This is a genomic window from Carnobacterium gallinarum DSM 4847 (genome assembly GCF_000744375.1).
GTDB classification, from domain to species: domain Bacteria; phylum Bacillota; class Bacilli; order Lactobacillales; family Carnobacteriaceae; genus Carnobacterium; species Carnobacterium gallinarum.
In genome coordinates, this window is record NZ_JQLU01000005.1 from 393,283 (window position 1) to 407,883 (window position 14,601).

At 33.5% G+C, this 14,601-nt stretch carries 24 protein-coding genes; 3 read left to right on the plus strand and 21 right to left on the minus strand.

Features of this window, described 5'->3' with window-relative positions; translation table 11 throughout:
- Positions 1–48 precede the first annotated feature (48 nt).
- The 6 genes from BR43_RS06725 to BR43_RS06750 form a co-directional block, all read right to left on the minus strand.
- Positions 49–1,017, minus strand: a complete 969-nt coding sequence (locus tag BR43_RS06725) for a sugar phosphate isomerase/epimerase family protein (protein WP_034560469.1) — start codon at positions 1,015–1,017, stop codon at positions 49–51.
- A 32-nt stretch (positions 1,018–1,049) separates the two neighbouring features.
- On the minus strand, positions 1,050–1,778 hold the full coding sequence (locus tag BR43_RS06730; protein WP_034560471.1) for a ThuA domain-containing protein: 729 nt from the start codon (positions 1,776–1,778) through the stop codon (positions 1,050–1,052).
- Between the two features lie 21 nt (positions 1,779–1,799).
- A complete protein-coding gene (locus tag BR43_RS06735) occupies positions 1,800–2,537 on the minus strand; it encodes a sugar phosphate isomerase/epimerase family protein (protein WP_034560473.1) in 738 nt (245 codons plus the stop codon).
- Positions 2,538–2,542: 5 nt separating this feature from the next.
- The gene (locus BR43_RS06740) at positions 2,543–3,010 is read right to left on the minus strand and encodes a GNAT family N-acetyltransferase (protein WP_034560474.1); all 468 of its coding nucleotides are present in this window, start codon (positions 3,008–3,010) and stop codon (positions 2,543–2,545) included.
- A 119-nt stretch (positions 3,011–3,129) separates the two neighbouring features.
- Positions 3,130–4,209 (minus strand): Gfo/Idh/MocA family protein, encoded by a 1,080-nt coding sequence (locus BR43_RS06745; RefSeq protein WP_034560476.1) that lies wholly within the window; start codon positions 4,207–4,209, stop codon positions 3,130–3,132.
- A gap of 80 nt (positions 4,210–4,289) precedes the next feature.
- Entirely contained in the window at positions 4,290–5,162 is an 873-nt protein-coding gene (locus BR43_RS06750) for an AraC family transcriptional regulator (RefSeq protein ID WP_034560478.1), read from the minus strand.
- 216 nt (positions 5,163–5,378) lie between these two features.
- On the opposite strand from BR43_RS06750, the gene BR43_RS06755 reads away from it, so the two are divergent.
- The 3 genes from BR43_RS06755 to BR43_RS06765 all read left to right on the plus strand — a co-directional run bounded on the left by BR43_RS06755 (position 5,379) and on the right by BR43_RS06765 (position 7,974).
- Entirely contained in the window at positions 5,379–5,900 is a 522-nt protein-coding gene (locus BR43_RS06755) for an HdeD family acid-resistance protein (protein WP_034560479.1), read from the plus strand.
- 125 nt (positions 5,901–6,025) lie between these two features.
- Positions 6,026–7,006: a YeiH family protein gene (locus BR43_RS06760; protein ID WP_034560481.1), complete on the plus strand. Its 981-nt coding sequence runs from the start codon at positions 6,026–6,028 to the stop codon at positions 7,004–7,006.
- A 149-nt stretch (positions 7,007–7,155) separates the two neighbouring features.
- On the plus strand, positions 7,156–7,974 hold the full coding sequence (locus BR43_RS06765) for an undecaprenyl-diphosphate phosphatase (RefSeq protein WP_034560483.1): 819 nt from the start codon (positions 7,156–7,158) through the stop codon (positions 7,972–7,974).
- A gap of 541 nt (positions 7,975–8,515) precedes the next feature.
- Here the strand turns inward: BR43_RS06765 and BR43_RS06770 are convergent.
- From BR43_RS06770 to BR43_RS06825, 15 genes are all read right to left on the minus strand, one after another.
- A complete protein-coding gene (locus BR43_RS06770) occupies positions 8,516–8,986 on the minus strand; it encodes an SMI1/KNR4 family protein (protein ID WP_034560485.1) in 471 nt (156 codons plus the stop codon).
- A gap of 16 nt (positions 8,987–9,002) precedes the next feature.
- Positions 9,003–9,230: an HNH/ENDO VII family nuclease gene (locus BR43_RS06775; protein WP_051933850.1), complete on the minus strand. Its 228-nt coding sequence runs from the start codon at positions 9,228–9,230 to the stop codon at positions 9,003–9,005.
- A 47-nt stretch (positions 9,231–9,277) separates the two neighbouring features.
- The gene (locus BR43_RS06780) at positions 9,278–9,475 is read right to left on the minus strand and encodes a hypothetical protein (RefSeq protein ID WP_034560487.1); all 198 of its coding nucleotides are present in this window, start codon (positions 9,473–9,475) and stop codon (positions 9,278–9,280) included.
- A 107-nt stretch (positions 9,476–9,582) separates the two neighbouring features.
- Complete coding sequence (locus BR43_RS20295) at positions 9,583–9,843, minus strand: hypothetical protein (RefSeq protein ID WP_211252910.1); 261 nt, start codon at positions 9,841–9,843, stop codon at positions 9,583–9,585.
- Between the two features lie 24 nt (positions 9,844–9,867).
- Complete coding sequence (locus BR43_RS20300) at positions 9,868–10,065, minus strand: hypothetical protein (RefSeq protein ID WP_211252911.1); 198 nt, start codon at positions 10,063–10,065, stop codon at positions 9,868–9,870.
- A 10-nt stretch (positions 10,066–10,075) separates the two neighbouring features.
- Positions 10,076–10,597, minus strand: coding sequence for a hypothetical protein (locus BR43_RS20305; RefSeq protein ID WP_051933851.1), 522 nt, complete (start codon positions 10,595–10,597; stop codon positions 10,076–10,078).
- A 153-nt stretch (positions 10,598–10,750) separates the two neighbouring features.
- Positions 10,751–11,026 (minus strand): Imm48 family immunity protein, encoded by a 276-nt coding sequence (imm48, locus tag BR43_RS06795; RefSeq protein ID WP_211252912.1) that lies wholly within the window; start codon positions 11,024–11,026, stop codon positions 10,751–10,753.
- Positions 11,023–11,154, minus strand: coding sequence for a hypothetical protein (locus tag BR43_RS20590; RefSeq protein WP_281173954.1), 132 nt, complete (start codon positions 11,152–11,154; stop codon positions 11,023–11,025). The genes imm48 and BR43_RS20590 overlap by 4 nt, the downstream gene beginning before the upstream one ends.
- A 15-nt stretch (positions 11,155–11,169) precedes the next feature.
- Entirely contained in the window at positions 11,170–11,643 is a 474-nt protein-coding gene (locus BR43_RS06800) for a hypothetical protein (RefSeq protein WP_034560490.1), read from the minus strand.
- 282 nt (positions 11,644–11,925) lie between these two features.
- Positions 11,926–12,489, minus strand: coding sequence for an imm11 family protein (locus BR43_RS06805; RefSeq protein WP_034560492.1), 564 nt, complete (start codon positions 12,487–12,489; stop codon positions 11,926–11,928).
- An 11-nt stretch (positions 12,490–12,500) separates the two neighbouring features.
- Entirely contained in the window at positions 12,501–12,998 is a 498-nt protein-coding gene (locus BR43_RS06810) for an AHH domain-containing protein (RefSeq protein ID WP_211252913.1), read from the minus strand.
- A gap of 91 nt (positions 12,999–13,089) precedes the next feature.
- Complete coding sequence (locus BR43_RS06815; RefSeq protein WP_051933852.1) at positions 13,090–13,452, minus strand: type II toxin-antitoxin system death-on-curing family toxin; 363 nt, start codon at positions 13,450–13,452, stop codon at positions 13,090–13,092.
- Positions 13,453–13,561: 109 nt separating this feature from the next.
- Positions 13,562–13,960, minus strand: coding sequence for a hypothetical protein (locus BR43_RS06820; RefSeq protein WP_034560494.1), 399 nt, complete (start codon positions 13,958–13,960; stop codon positions 13,562–13,564).
- On the minus strand, positions 13,923–14,261 hold the full coding sequence (locus BR43_RS20715) for a type II toxin-antitoxin system death-on-curing family toxin (RefSeq protein WP_084679800.1): 339 nt from the start codon (positions 14,259–14,261) through the stop codon (positions 13,923–13,925). The genes BR43_RS06820 and BR43_RS20715 overlap by 38 nt, the downstream gene beginning before the upstream one ends.
- Positions 14,261–14,578, minus strand: a complete 318-nt coding sequence (locus tag BR43_RS06825) for a hypothetical protein (protein ID WP_034560496.1) — start codon at positions 14,576–14,578, stop codon at positions 14,261–14,263. Before BR43_RS06825 ends, BR43_RS20715 begins: the two co-directional genes overlap by 1 nt.
- Positions 14,579–14,601: the final 23 nt, after the last annotated feature.

Sequence of the window (14,601 nt, forward strand, 5' to 3'; positions counted from 1 at the left end):
TTTTCATCCCTTCTATTAGACAATAGATTTCACTTTGCTTCTATATTATTATGCCCACCACATATCTAGAGGTGCGTCTTTAATTAAGATTGATTGCAAATTAGTTACAGCGCGATTGAAGCCCTCATCAATTGACATTAAAGGATCTTCATGTTCAATACTTACTACATAATCATAGCCATATGTTCGTAATGCGCTCATAATCTCTGACCACTCTGACATACTATGACCACAGCCAACAGAGCGGAACGTCCATGCGCGTGTTTGAACATCGCCATAAGGTTGCATATCAGTTAACCCATACATATTGATATTGTCCTGATCTAGGTACGTATCCTTTGCATGGAAATGATGAATCGCTCCCGCCTTACCTAGAATTTTAATTGCACCAACAGGATCAATCCCTTGCCACCATAAGTGACTTGGATCAAGATTGACACCAATTGCATCACAGGTTTCTTCGCGTAATTTTAAAATCGTATAAGGTGTGTGACATAAGAATCCACCATGTAATTCAATCCCAATCTTAATCCCATGCTCAGTAGCAAATTCACCAATTTCTTTCCAATAAGGAATTAATTTATGTTCCCATTGCCATGTTTTAATATCTGAATAAACTGTTGGCCATGGAATGACTGGCCAGTTCGGTGCTTTAGCATCTTCACTGTCCCCTGCCGTTCCTGAAAAAGTATTCACCACAGGTACACCCATTAACGCTGCTAATTGGATGGATTTACGTAAAATCTCATCTCCATCACGAGCTTCCTCTTTATCAGGAGAAATTGGATTATTATGGCAACTAAAAGCACTAATCGTTAATCCACGTTTTTCTAATTCAGCTAGATAGGCTGTCCGCTTTTCCTCACTTGCTAATAACTCATCTGTTGGGCAATGATGATTCCCTGGGTTTCCACCTGTTCCAATCTCAACTGCATCTAAACCAGCCGCCTCTGCACGATCTAACATTTCCTCAAAACTTAAATCAGCAAATAAGGGCGTAAATACACCTAATTTCATAAATCATTTTCCTCCTTTAAACTATATGCATTTTATTTCCCAGAATTTTTTATTTCTTCTAACGCTTTTGCATTTCCATATACAGGATAATCACGAATTGTTGGTTTTGCCCAATTCACTCCGTTGATAATCACTTTTTGAATTTCTACATTATAGTAGGTTGGATAAGTTTCATGTCCCGGTTGGAAATAAAAAATCTTACCACTACCACGCTTATATGTGATTCCACTACGAAAAACATTTCCGCCTTCATACCAACCAGTGAAAATCAATTCATCTGGTACTGGAATATCAAAATGCTCCCCATACATTTCCTCATGCTCTAAGTCAATATACTCACCAATTCCATCAGCAATTGGATGACTTGGGTCCATTACCCATAGACGTTCCTTTTCACCAGCTTCACGCCATTTCAAATCACAGCTAGTTCCCATTAATTTCATAAATAGTTTAGACATATGTCCTGAATGAAGAACAACTAGGCCCATTCCTTCTAAGACCCGTTTTTGCACACGTTCCACAATAGCATCTTCCACTTCGTCATGCGCTACATGTCCCCACCATACTAAGACATCCGTTTCAGCTAACACTGCTTCTGTTAAACCATGTTCAGGCTCGTCTAAAGTTGCTGTTTTCGTAGCCATCCCTGCTGCCTTTAAAAAACTAGCCAATTGTTGATGAATTCCCTCTGGATAGATTTTTGCTACAGCCTCATCTGTTTTTTCATGTCGATACTCATTCCAAATCGTTACCTTTACCAAATTACTTCATCCTCTCTTTAACTAACCTTCTGCTAAGATACGTTGCAAATTCGTTAAACCAATCTCAACACTCTTTAACGTTGATTGAGTAAAAGCTTCCTGTTCAATAACAAGCCACTCTACGCCATCTTCAATCGCTTCTCGCACAAATCCAGCAATATCTAAAACTCCATTGCCAATTTCTGTGCTTTCTACAGGGTTTTCCTTCATATCTTTTAAATGCACTAATTTCATACGCCCCTTATACTGCTCCATAAAATTAACCACATCTACACCGGCGTATTGAATCCAGTACGTATCCAGTTCAAAATTCAAACCAGGTACCGCTTTCAGTAACATCTCTAAAATAAAGTCATCTTCTATTTTTTCAAACTCATGATTGTGATTATGATAGCTAAATGTTAATCCTGCTGCTTGAACTTTACTAGCAATCTCAGTCATATTTTCAGCAAAACTCTGCCAGCCATCTTCTGTTTCAAAGCTTGCCCACGGTACAACTAAATTCTGATTGCCAAGCTCTTTTTCATAAGCAATGACTTCCTCTAGATTCTCTAAAAAACGCTCATAAGGAATGTGAGAACCTGCTACTTTTAGATTTAGCTCAGCTAATTTAGCCTTTAACTCACTAGCACTTTTATCATAATAGCCAGCAAATTCTACCCCGTCATACCCCATCTTCGCGACTGCTTCCAACGTGTCAAAAAAATTTTCTTTTGCTACATCTTGTACACTCCATAATTGTAATGCAATTGGCTTCATCTAATTTAATCCTCCACTTCATTTAATAATCTTCGTTTCAACCAAATCTGATCCTTACATTGAAGTCCATTCTCATAGATTGGTTCTGGATAATGCTCCACAAAATAATTAGGAATTTCAGCAAATTTTTCAAAGCCCAGTGACTGGTACAAAACCAATTGCCCTAAGCTAGAATTGCCCGTAGCAATCTCAACTTCAATTATAGTTTGCTTTTTTGCTTCTATTAGAACCTGTTCTAATAAATACCGTCCCAGTCCTCTTCCTTGCAACTCTTCTTTAATTGCTACATTCATAATTTCTGCTTTATTTTGAGTTTTCAAACACAACACACAAACGCCAATTATTTCTTCATTTTCAACTAATCCATAAACTTGATTATCTGATAAATATTTTGCCACCATTAATTCATCTGGATCAGCTAAATAAATCAATTCCATTGGATAGTCTGTTCTTTCTAAACGCCTAATTTCCATACATACTCACTACTCCTTAAACTAGAGACTACTAAAAAACAGCTAGAATTCAGTTATATTGATAGCATTTTATCAAATTATCCTTCATCCTAGCTGATTGCTTTTTAGTTTAAGAGTCTTTATTTATTAAAAAAAACAGGCTCGCCAGTTTGGCTTGATTGATAGATAGCTTCTAATATTTGGGTAACAACTAATGCTTGTTCTGGTTTTACGACAGGTTCAGTATTCGTCAAGATAGCATTCAACCATTGACGTGCTTCAATAATTGCGGGATCTTCTCCAGTTCCATCATAAAAATCAACGCCACCTGCATCTAGTTGGATTTTTTTCTCATACATTTCGCCATGAGCCTCACCATTAATTCGTAAGCCGTCTTTCATATCTGCTCCGCCTTCAGTTCCACAAAGGGTTGTTTGAGCTTCACCGGTATCTAGTGTGTTTAGTGCCCAACTAGCTTCTAACGCAATTGTTGCTCCATTTTCCATGGTAATAAAACCAAAAGCCGAATCTTCAACCGTAAACTTCGCTGGATCCCAAGGTCCCCAAGCGTTGGCTGAATTAGCCTTATTCGATAATTTATGATAGCTATTGCCAACAACATATTTTGGTTTGTAATTATTCATCATCCATAAGGTTAAATCCAACGCATGAGTACCGATATCAATTAACGGTCCGCCACCTTGAGCTTCTTCATCTAGAAAAACTCCCCAAGTTGGAACAGCACGACGACGAATGGCATGAGCTTTAGCATAGTAAATCTCACCTAATTCATTATTTTCGCAAATGGTTTGTAAATAAGTTGAATCTTTTCTAAAACGATTTTGATACCCAATCGTTAATTTTTTCCCAGTTCGTTTTGCTGCCTCAATCATAGATTCTGCTTCTTTAGTTGTTTTTGCCATTGGTTTTTCACACATTACATGTTTACCAGCTTCCATAGCTGCTATTGAAATCTCAGCATGAGAAATATTCGGTGTACAAACATGGATCACATCAATTGTTGGATCTTTTAGTAATTCTTGATAATCTGTGTATATTTTTGATTCAGAAGTACCAAAGTCTGCTTTTGCTTTGACTGCACGTTCTTCCACAATATCACAAAAAGCCACCATTTCCCCTTCTTTAACCGCTTTCAAACTAGGCATATGTTTTCCGTTAGCGATTCCGCCACAGCCAATAATTCCAATTTTCAATGTCATTTGTTTATATCCTCCTTTAAATTCTTGATGATAGCTTAACTATAAAGAAAAAAGTAAGGGCTTTCTACCCGATTTCTTGTTTAAATATTCCCGGATATTGTCTTTTTGTATTTTAATGGAGAACTTCCCACTAAGTCTTTAAACTGATGATGAAAGGTTTTAACACTGCTAAATCCAGTCTGCTCAGCAACTTCGGTGACACTGGCATCTTCATTTAGCAAAATCCACTTAGCCTTATTTAAGCGATAATCTGTTAAAAATTGAATAAAGGTTGTTCCTGTATTTTTCTTAAAAAACTTTGTAAAATAAAAACTACTAAATCCCATATAACTTGCTATTTCATTTAACGTAATCGTTTCATGATAGTGATTTTCAATGTAAGTAAAAATTTTATCTAAACGCTCAAGATTTTCCATTTGTTTTGTACTTGAAATTTCTTGCCTTGTTTGAGTATTTTCATTTTGGGGAATTTCACGATAAAGCAGTGCCAACAACTCAAACATCTTCGCCTTAATTACATAGCGATAACCTACTCTTCGTTCCAAATTTTCTTCATGAACCGTTACTAATAATTCTCGAACTCGCTGTGCTACGTCTTCTGGCCAACCACTACTTTCTTGCACAATACTGGAAAATAAGTTCCGTAGTTTTTTAGTCGTCTGCTCTAGCGTGGAAATATCTTGAAAAAAGCTTAAATCGAATTGAATGACAATTCGCTCACTTTCCGGTGAAGCTAGGAAATAATGAACATCACCGCCATTAATCATATAAATATCATTTCGCTTCAATTGCAATGGAACATCGTTGACGCCAATATTCACATCACCTTCACGAACATAAATAATCTCAATTTCTTTATGCCAATGAGGATAGACTAAAATATCCCCTTCATTTACAAAACTTCTAAATAAAAAATCATCATTTAAATCTGGTAACTCTAAATAAACACCCATCTGTCAATCCTCCTAGCAACTCATTCAAAAAATATGATTCGCTTTCATCTTACCTTAAATGCCTTTACGATAATAGTAGGAACCTTCAAAATAAAAGCATCATTTTTTTATTTATTGCCAAAAAACGAAGGATTTCAAGGGTTTAGAACAGCCTTTTCGACACATTTATAGTAAACTTGCTAATGTAGGACAAAATAACATAGCGAGGTGAGTAATTTGAAAAATGTAATTAAATATTTATTATTGATTAGTGCTATTTTAATGTTGATTATGGGAATCTGGTTTATTTTCAATCCAAGTGCTTCTCTAGCAACAGTAACCATGTTAATTGGATTGCTATTAGGAGCGAACGGAATCATTGAAACTTTCTCCTATTTCCAAGAACGAAGAGTTTGGAATATTTCTAAATGGGTATTATTTGACGGACTGGCTTCATTGATTGCTGGATTGTTTATCCTATTTAATCCAGGAATTGCACAAAGTACATTAGTTTTTGCCTTTGGAATTTGGGTACTTTTCTCTGGAATTATGCGTTTGTTGACCGCTGTTTCTATTCGCAATTTCCCAGGTTGGACATGGATTTTGACAATTGGAATTATTGCAATTGTCATTGCCATCATCTCATTCTTCAATCCACTTATTCTAGGGATTGCACTAGGCTTAATTTTAGGCGTTTTCTTTATTATCCAAGCCTTCAATATTTTTATGATTTACTTGATGATTAAGGCTCAACCTTAACCACACTCCCCAAAGTCGTTAGAAGTGCTTCTTACTTCTGACGGCTTTTTTTGACAGAGGATTTTTAACGTTTATAATAAACAGAGTAGAGCTTTCACCATTTTTAGACTAGCAAAGGAGTGCTTATGGAGAAATTAAAAGGTGTATTATATGTATTTATCATTGCACTAGTTGCAACCTGGTTAGGAAACTTATTTCCAATTGTTGGAAGTGCTGTTTTTGCAATATTATTTGGGATCTTAATAAAAAATACTCTTGGAGTTCAAGAACAATTCAAGTCTGGAATTGCTTTTTCATCAAAAAAAATTTTACAAGGTTCCATCATCTTACTAGGATTTAGCCTAACGATTCAAGACGTTGGAAAAACTGGGCTTTCTTCATTAAAAGTAACTTTATTTACGATTCTTGTCGCATTTGTAGTGGCTTTTTTATTCGGTAAATGGCTAAAAATCCCTAATAAAATGCAGATTCTAATTGGAGTTGGAACCGCTATTTGTGGCGGATCGGCCATTGCTGCGGTGTCACCAATCATCGAGGCGGATGAAGACGAAGTCGCGTTATCGATTTCCACTATCTTCCTATTTAATATTATCGCTGTTTTTCTCTTTCCATTTTTAGGGCATCTTTTTAACATGTCTGATGCTGGTTTTGGACTTTGGGCAGGAACAGCGATTAACGATACCTCATCTGTTGTTGCCGCTGGATATAGCTTTAGCAATGCTGCTGGGGATTTCGCTACAATTGTAAAATTAACTCGAGCAACATTGATTATCCCAATTTCATTAATCATTGCTGGAATTACTTTTTATCAAAAGAAACAAACAACCGAAAAAGTGTCATTAAAACAAATCTTCCCTTGGTTTATTTTGTATTTCTTAATCGCTTCAATTATTAGCTCAACTGGTATTTTACCTGCTGCTTTTATCTCAACTAGTAGTTGGTTAGCTAAGTTTATGATTGCTATGGCATTAGCTGCAATTGGGCTATCTGCCAATCTAAAAGATATGCTCAAAACTGGAGCAAAACCGGTTTTATTAGGTTTAATTACTTGGTTCTGTGTAGCTGGAAGTAGCTTGTTGATTCAATTTTTTGAAAACCAATTGTAATTTTTTTCAAAAAGGTATTTAAGAAAGTATTAAAAAATAACCATTCGTCTGAAAACATTTGGAGTTTTTATGAAAACAGCTTATACTAAGAACTGTCCGCCTTGATCTTTAAAGGCAACTAAACCATTTGAAGGGAAGAAATTATACGTATGTTAGATATTTTAAAAGCCGTCATTCTAGGAATTGTTGAAGGAATTACCGAGTGGCTTCCAATTAGTAGTACGGGGCATATGATTTTAGTTGATGAATTTCTAAAACTAGATGTATCAAAAGCCTTTTTAGAAATGTTTCAAGTAGTTATTCAATTAGGTGCTATTATGGCCGTTGTCGTCCTCTATTTTCATAAGCTAAACCCATTCTCGCCTAAGAAGACAAAGCAAGAGAACAAAGATACTTTTAGTTTATGGTTTAAAGTAATCGTTGCAGTTTTACCTGCCGCTGTTATTGGATTAAAATTCGATGACTATTTAAATGATAAATTTTATAATTTTGGTACAGTTGCAACAACACTAATCATTTATGGAATTTTATTTATTGTCATTGAAAATTGGGCAAAAGATCGTACACCTTCAATTACTAGCTTTAAAGATTTAAGCTATAAAACAGCATTATTGATTGGAGCTTTTCAAGTTTTAGCTTTAATTCCTGGAACGTCTCGTTCTGGAGCAACAATTTTAGGAGCTATCATTTTAGGAAGTTCACGCTTTATTGCTGCTGAATTTTCTTTCTTCCTATCAATCCCAGTCATGTTTGGTGCCAGCCTTTTAAAAATGATAAAATTTGGCTTTAACTTCACTGGTATGGAAATCGTCATCCTATTAACTGGTATGATCGTTGCCTTTGTTGTCTCAATCTTAGCAATCAAATTCTTGATGGGTTACATTAAAAATAATGACTTCAAGGCATTCGGTTGGTATCGTATTATTTTAGGGGTTATCTTACTAGGTTATATGTTTTTCTTTAAATAATTAGCTTAAAACCACCAAAATTCAAAATTTTGGTGGTTTTATTTTAACTTCATTTTCTTACCTAAAAGACCACAGTTTTCTTTTTTCCATTTGCTTTTAAAGGATATTCTCTAATTCGTTGGGCAAACTCCATATTGATTACTTCTGCGTTCTCATTGCTAATAACCACTATCCAACCATCTTGATTTTTTTCTATTAAAAACAGATTTACTATTTGTGCTAAGAGTCTATCAAAATGACCTTCAAAAACATAATATCTAGATTGACTACCTTAGCACTACCAACTTCTCCACAGCCAACCGATACGACGCATAACTAAACCCTGTTTCCCAAAAGTTTCAACATACTTCTCATGAGATTTTTTTTTTATCAATATCTTCTTTCATAGGTTTTTCCTCCTATTTTTTTTATAAACGAAAAACAGTATTAGTAGTTATTACTCACTAATACCATTTCAATACTATACAATTTAGCTGATTGTATAGTATTGAAATATTTGAAAAGACTAGAAAAGACTAGAAAAGTCCTTTGAATTTTTAATTTAATCTATTTCTTCTTTTATCATATCTAAAAGAAATCCTCCAAAGTTATCATATAAAACTTCATTTTTTTGCGCATTTTCAGAAAAACCTGGAAAATAAGATGTAATTTTGGGCTCATTATCACTATTCAAATCTTCATAGTTCATACAATACATTTCTCCCATTCCAGTATTGTACAGGATAACTAAATGCTTTGGCATATTTACCAAATTTCGTTCATTTAAAGTAACCCAAACAACATCTGGAACACCAGAATTGTCAAAGTCTTCTCTAAACACTCCATAAATTTCTATAGAACCAAAAGTTAAAGCTCCAAAACAAGATAAAAAAAGTTTATAGTCTTCTGGAAATTGTACACTAAGAACCAATTGAGCTTTTTTTATGATATCATCTGAGGCCCCTCCAAAATCATCTACTAAATCATCATTCTCTTCAATTATTTTTTTTGCTTTACTATACTCTTCAGTCATCAATACAAAATCTCCTTTACTTAAAATCTTTTACTCTATTTTTCCAATAGTCAGAACGCCATTTATTAAAAGATTTCCTATCTATTCCAGACGGAACTGAATTAGGATTAATATGAATTGTTTTAGAATTGATCTGATGGAAAGACTGCTCTACCTCTGCAATAGAGCTTATATCTCGTTGGGTCATATGATGCAAGTTCACAGGGTTACCATCTGGTCCTAAAGGAGCCAATCCTTGGTTCATTCTTTGAAGATTAGAACGTCCCTTAACATCTACTTTATTAATATCAATTATACCATCTCTTTGATAAACTTTTGTTCCTTTAAAATCAATATCCTTTTTCCAGTATTCCCTAATTTGTGAATGATTTTTTGGAACATCAGCCCCACCAACTTCTTTACTCCGACAGCCAACCGATACGACGCATAACTAAATCCCAACACTTGTAAAGCCTGCGCCAATTCCGCTTCCGTTGACCATGTATGCATGTCCTCTACAACTTGCGAGCTACTGACATGTCCACCATTTGCTTTAACAATTGAAGACTTTTATCATCTACCAATATTTTGATACTATCTCCCAAAAGTCGTAAAATCTAGCATTTTTCCAACAAAATTTTTATCTGTCTTTTTGTTGCGGGTATCATTTCTTTCGGTCTCTCAACATACTTATCATTTTCTATTGTAACTAAACAATTATCACAAGTTTTATAAATAATTGTTTGATCTGTGGAAGATGAAATTTTTAAATTGGCATCTTGACAACTTGGACATAACTCTTCTGTCATAAATGTAGCAACATCCCATATCATATGAATTACATTACCACAAATTTCTTTTTCAGTTGCTTCAAGCATCTCTTTTGCATAAAATGATGTCAATCATTCTAAATTATCATCTGTAGTCCCTAGATAAAATTCACCTTCTTTAAATTTTTCAATATTATTTAAACTGTTTTCAAAAACATAATTTCTAAAATTAGAATCATATTTATTTACATATTCAATCAATTTTTTGAAAAATATTGAAAGCTCATTTTTTGAAAAATTTTTATATAATTGTACGATTTCTTCGTTCATTCTTATCCTCCTATGGCTTTGGTATCGGATACGTAGTAACTAAATTACCTGCTTTGTCTGTTATAATGCGAATGTAATTTGTTGACTGACCGCCTACATTAGGTAGACTTGGTTTTACAGTACCTGCAATCTCTCCAATGTCAACTATTCTCTCAAATTGATTTCCAGGTATTTCTTTAACAGGAATGTTCACTGTACTTTTATTGGATAGAATACTTTTTAATTTATCTTGACTGATAGTAAACTGTCCAGCATTTCTATTGGAATTACAATGCCTGTCTATTACATGGTTAAATCCCAGCACTTGTAAAGCCTGCGCCAATTCGGCCTCCGTTGCCCATGTATGCATGTCCTCTACGACTTGCAAGCTACTGACAAGTCCACCTAGAAATCCAGAATAGCTATCCCCAGTTTCAAGATTCACCCCATCCCGAAAACCAGCTTTCACCTTTTTATCCCATTCGTCCAACGAGATAAATTCAAACATATCCGGATCTAAATGATGCCCTGCTCGCTTTAAATATTGATACAACGCTGGATTCTTAACGCCTTTTCCGTCTTTAATTCCTCAATGTAATAAACTAATCTGTTAATAACCCAAAAATGGTATTAGTAAAAAGTTACTAATACCATTTCATAAATTAAATATCTGAAAAATAATTTGTAGTCGTTAAAAAGCTTTAAATTATATATGTTCCTGAATTGTTTTCAAAATCCCACTAAAATCTTCTTTTAATTCATCGACTTTCTTCTCACTGTACATAAAATATCCATTTAAGCCTCGATGGATAATGGCAGACATCGTAGGATGATATTTTTTATCAGTAGATTCTATTAAAAATTTTGTAAATTGTGCGCTAGCCAGTGTAGAATAATCCAGCTTTTCATTTAAAATTTGAATCATCCCTCCTTGAATATCGGTAGGTGTGACTCCCTTTTTCTGTCCTAATCCGTTTATCATCCCAAAAATATAAGATAAGTACCATAAATTTGCTTAGCCTGCTCATCATACAAATTGTATTTTATTATCTTAGATACTTCATCAGTAAGTTTTAAACTTTCATTAATATAATCTTGTTTTTCTTCCATTTTTACTTTCTCCTTCTATATTATTTTTATTTTACCTTTGGGATATTGTCCACTCCATCCACATGGAATATATCCCGTCATATATACAGCATATATAGTTTCATAAAAATCAGAGTGTATTACTTCAGAATATGATTTATAAAGAATAATATTTATTATATCAAACTTGATTTGATCTTTCATTTCTTCTAAAAGTTTTTCCTTTAAAATTAAAATGTCTAGTTTTTTTTCAACGCAAGGTATTATTTTTTCTTTAATTTCATTCACTAAATGATTCCAATTACTAAATAATTCTTTATTATTTTGAGCCAAATAACCCGAAATTTTACCTCTTTCTTCCAAGCAAAGATTCTCCCATTTTAAACTATTTATACTTTTTTCTGCTAATTTTAAATCTTTTATCTCTTGATACCCAATTTCCAAGTTAGTGGAATGTGACAAAAAATCTATTTTTTTAATTATTTCAATCATATTTTGATCCAATTTCATATTTAAACACCTCAAGGTTTTAATTTAGGTAAGTTAATCTTACCCGGTATTCTAGGAACAAAATCTTCTGAAGAAAGTCCCACTGAGCTTTGCTGTTTCATAGCCTCTACTACTGCTTTATTTGCTTGAACTTCAGATATACCAGCATTAATTAGTGACTCTTTTAGTACCTGATTATAAGTATAACTAATTTTTGTTAAATGGTAATTATCTAACGGCTATTCCTCAACTTGACAATTAAGTCAATTTTGCAGCAACAGCATTAATTTAAAAGTCTATTACCTAGATTACTTTAATTTCTGTCAAAGTAATCCCCGTGATGTTATTTTTCTCAATTAGATTCTTAAAATTTTCTGATACAAAAACTGGTACTTCCTGTCTATTCGCTAACTTAAATACATCAGATTTTTGTATTTTTTTTTCATAAACAGCAAATTTACTTACTGTATAAATCGTTCCTATAGTTGAAATTTCTGTAGAAAAATAGTCTGATTCTTCTAAACATAAAGCATCTACCACCCTTATTATATTACCTATATAATAAGGTAATTTCTGCTTCCCATCTTTTTCAATTATTTCTACAGGTAAAAATTGAATGTCCGTATTTAAGCTTTCTAAGAGTTTCTTTAACTTAAGAGACACAACAAACCAGCCTTTATCATTAGCTAAATAATCAGTAGCTAAATGACCTTCTTTTTGATCAAAAGAAAATTTAAATCTACCATCCCATCCATCAAATTTTTTCCCTATAACTAAGTCGTTCTGCTGAATACCAAAATCATTTTCATAGTGACAAATTATATCTTCACTTCGGATCATATCTGTTGACAATTTGTAGTACTTCATCTCTAAACCTCCTATTCTTTTAACCAATATTCCTTGTATAACATATCAGGATTAGAACTAATATTATTCTTTAAACTAGTATATAACGCTAAAAAAATCTCTTGATTCCCTTGTGCGATATTATCAAATTGTTTCATATTTTCTAAAACATAGTCATGGTATGATGCATTAGGATGCCTCCCTTGATGTGGTAACAACTCCTTATTCCAATCATCATTCAAATCTAAGCCATATTTTTTTGCCAGCTCCTCGAACTGTGGAGTATAGGTTTTATTCTTATTAGTTGCATAGTGATGTAATTGTTTAGGCTTTGTTAGTTTAGAGTTTTCTTTAGTAGAATCTTTATCCTCAGCACCAAGCTCTTTACTCCCACTCCCCACAGCCAACCGATACGACGCATAACTAAATCCCAACACTTGTAAAGCCTGCGCCAATTCCGCTTCCGTTGCCCATGTATGAGCTACTGACAAGTCCACCCAGAAACCCAGAATAGCTATCGCCAGTTTCAAGATTCAAACCCTCATATAAATCTTATATTTCTATTGTTGATACGCAAAGAAAACGGTATTAGTATTTTCTATTCACTAATACCGTTTCAATCTAAGTTAGCGATAAGTTAATAATCACATCTTTAAAAGAATTATTTTTATTGATCTCTTTTTCTAATTGTTCCAAAATATTATCAATCGAAATTTGTCTAAACTCAATAGTATTTTGTTGTATGATTTTTTTTATTTCTTCTTTTCCTAAATTTGATTCTACAATCTTTAAGGAAATAGCATAAAAATTGCTATTTATATTTAAACAATATCCATTTACTCTCAGAAAAATGTAAGTTGTTACTAGAGCTGTACGTTTATTTCCATTATAAAAACAATGATAATTAGAAAAGGTATACCACAAATAGGCTGCCTTATCAAAAATTGTAGGATATAACTCTACTCCAAAAATTTGTTGATTCAATGATTGAGAAATTAAATTTACAGACTTCTTATCTCTAACACCTTACATAGGTTTTACTAGATACGCAGTTAATTTCTGCAAATATTTATTGATACCTACTATTAGTTCTTCATCCATAATTTTTTTTCACAAATCCTTCTAGTTCTTCATAAGAATGAAATTTATTATGACTAGTATTTTTAGGCTCGTCTATATAGATAACATAGTCTAAAATACCATGCGAATAATTAATGGATAACATTACTACATGATTAAATTCTACATTGATTGAATTTCGGATTTTATCAAATAAATTGTTAATATCTTCGAAGTCTATGTTTTTATTTATCTCATTTCTCATGTTTTGTTCTGTTTCAACAATAGAATTTGTATCTCCCCCAGAAATTCTTTCTTTTTTTTCAGTATCAAATAACATGACAGTATACTTGTTAGTTTTTCTAATCGAATCATATTTCACTAAAAAATTTGCTTTATTTTCCTTTAAGAATATTTGCAATTTCTGACACATTTTTTAAATCCCCCGTTCCTATTCTATTTATCAAGTTCCACTTTTGTGAATCACTCAAAGATGATTTCAATTCCAACTCATCTAATAACATATTTAAAGTATCAAACGCAGTTCGTTTGTTTCCATCTACAAAAGCATGATCTGTAATACTTCTGGTTACCGCAGAAGCTTGCTCCCATGCATCCTCATAATAAGAAGCAGAATTAATAATACTTTCTATTGAATTATTTTGCTCGAATCCATTAGAATATTTTTTATTGATATCTCTAATAGTATCAGCAATTTCAGGCGTATTATCAATTAAATTTCTAGACGGTTTATTGACTTTAGCCCCACCAACTTCTTTACTCCCACAGCCAACCGATACGACGCATAACTATATCCCAACACTTGTAAAGCCTGCGCCAATTCAGCCTCCGTTGCCCACGTATGCATGTCCTCTACAACTTGTGAGCTACTGACAAGTCCACCTAGAAATCCAGAATAGCTATCCCCAGTTTCAAGATTCACCCCACCCCGAAAACCAGCTTTCACCTTTTTATCCCATTCGTCCAACGAGATAAATTCAAACATTGTCGGATCTAAATGATGCCCTGCCTGCTTTAAGTATTGATACAACGCTGGGTTCTTAACGCCTTTTC

Coding starts and splice junctions, on each gene's coding strand:
- BR43_RS06820 (WP_034560494.1), bottom strand. CDS start 13,960: ATGTGTCAGAAATTGCAAATATTCTTAAAGGAAAATAAAGCAAATTTT.
- BR43_RS06800 (WP_034560490.1), bottom strand. CDS start 11,643: ATGAAATTGGATCAAAATATGATTGAAATAATTAAAAAAATAGATTTT.
- BR43_RS20300 (WP_211252911.1), bottom strand. CDS start 10,065: ATGAACGAAGAAATCGTACAATTATATAAAAATTTTTCAAAAAATGAG.
- BR43_RS06805 (WP_034560492.1), bottom strand. CDS start 12,489: ATGAAGTACTACAAATTGTCAACAGATATGATCCGAAGTGAAGATATA.
- BR43_RS06745 (WP_034560476.1), bottom strand. CDS start 4,209: ATGACATTGAAAATTGGAATTATTGGCTGTGGCGGAATCGCTAACGGA.
- BR43_RS06775 (WP_051933850.1), bottom strand. CDS start 9,230: ATGAACCAAGGATTGGCTCCTTTAGGACCAGATGGTAACCCTGTGAAC.
- BR43_RS20295 (WP_211252910.1), bottom strand. CDS start 9,843: ATGCTTGAAGCAACTGAAAAAGAAATTTGTGGTAATGTAATTCATATG.
- BR43_RS06735 (WP_034560473.1), bottom strand. CDS start 2,537: ATGAAGCCAATTGCATTACAATTATGGAGTGTACAAGATGTAGCAAAA.
- BR43_RS06725 (WP_034560469.1), bottom strand. CDS start 1,017: ATGAAATTAGGTGTATTTACGCCCTTATTTGCTGATTTAAGTTTTGAG.
- BR43_RS06750 (WP_034560478.1), bottom strand. CDS start 5,162: ATGGGTGTTTATTTAGAGTTACCAGATTTAAATGATGATTTTTTATTT.
- BR43_RS06765 (WP_034560483.1), top strand. CDS start 7,156: ATGTTAGATATTTTAAAAGCCGTCATTCTAGGAATTGTTGAAGGAATT.
- imm48 (WP_211252912.1), bottom strand. CDS start 11,026: ATGATAAACGGATTAGGACAGAAAAAGGGAGTCACACCTACCGATATT.
- BR43_RS06780 (WP_034560487.1), bottom strand. CDS start 9,475: ATGCATACATGGTCAACGGAAGCGGAATTGGCGCAGGCTTTACAAGTG.
- BR43_RS06760 (WP_034560481.1), top strand. CDS start 6,026: ATGGAGAAATTAAAAGGTGTATTATATGTATTTATCATTGCACTAGTT.
- BR43_RS06770 (WP_034560485.1), bottom strand. CDS start 8,986: ATGACTGAAGAGTATAGTAAAGCAAAAAAAATAATTGAAGAGAATGAT.
- BR43_RS20590 (WP_281173954.1), bottom strand. CDS start 11,154: ATGGAAGAAAAACAAGATTATATTAATGAAAGTTTAAAACTTACTGAT.
- BR43_RS06740 (WP_034560474.1), bottom strand. CDS start 3,010: ATGGAAATTAGGCGTTTAGAAAGAACAGACTATCCAATGGAATTGATT.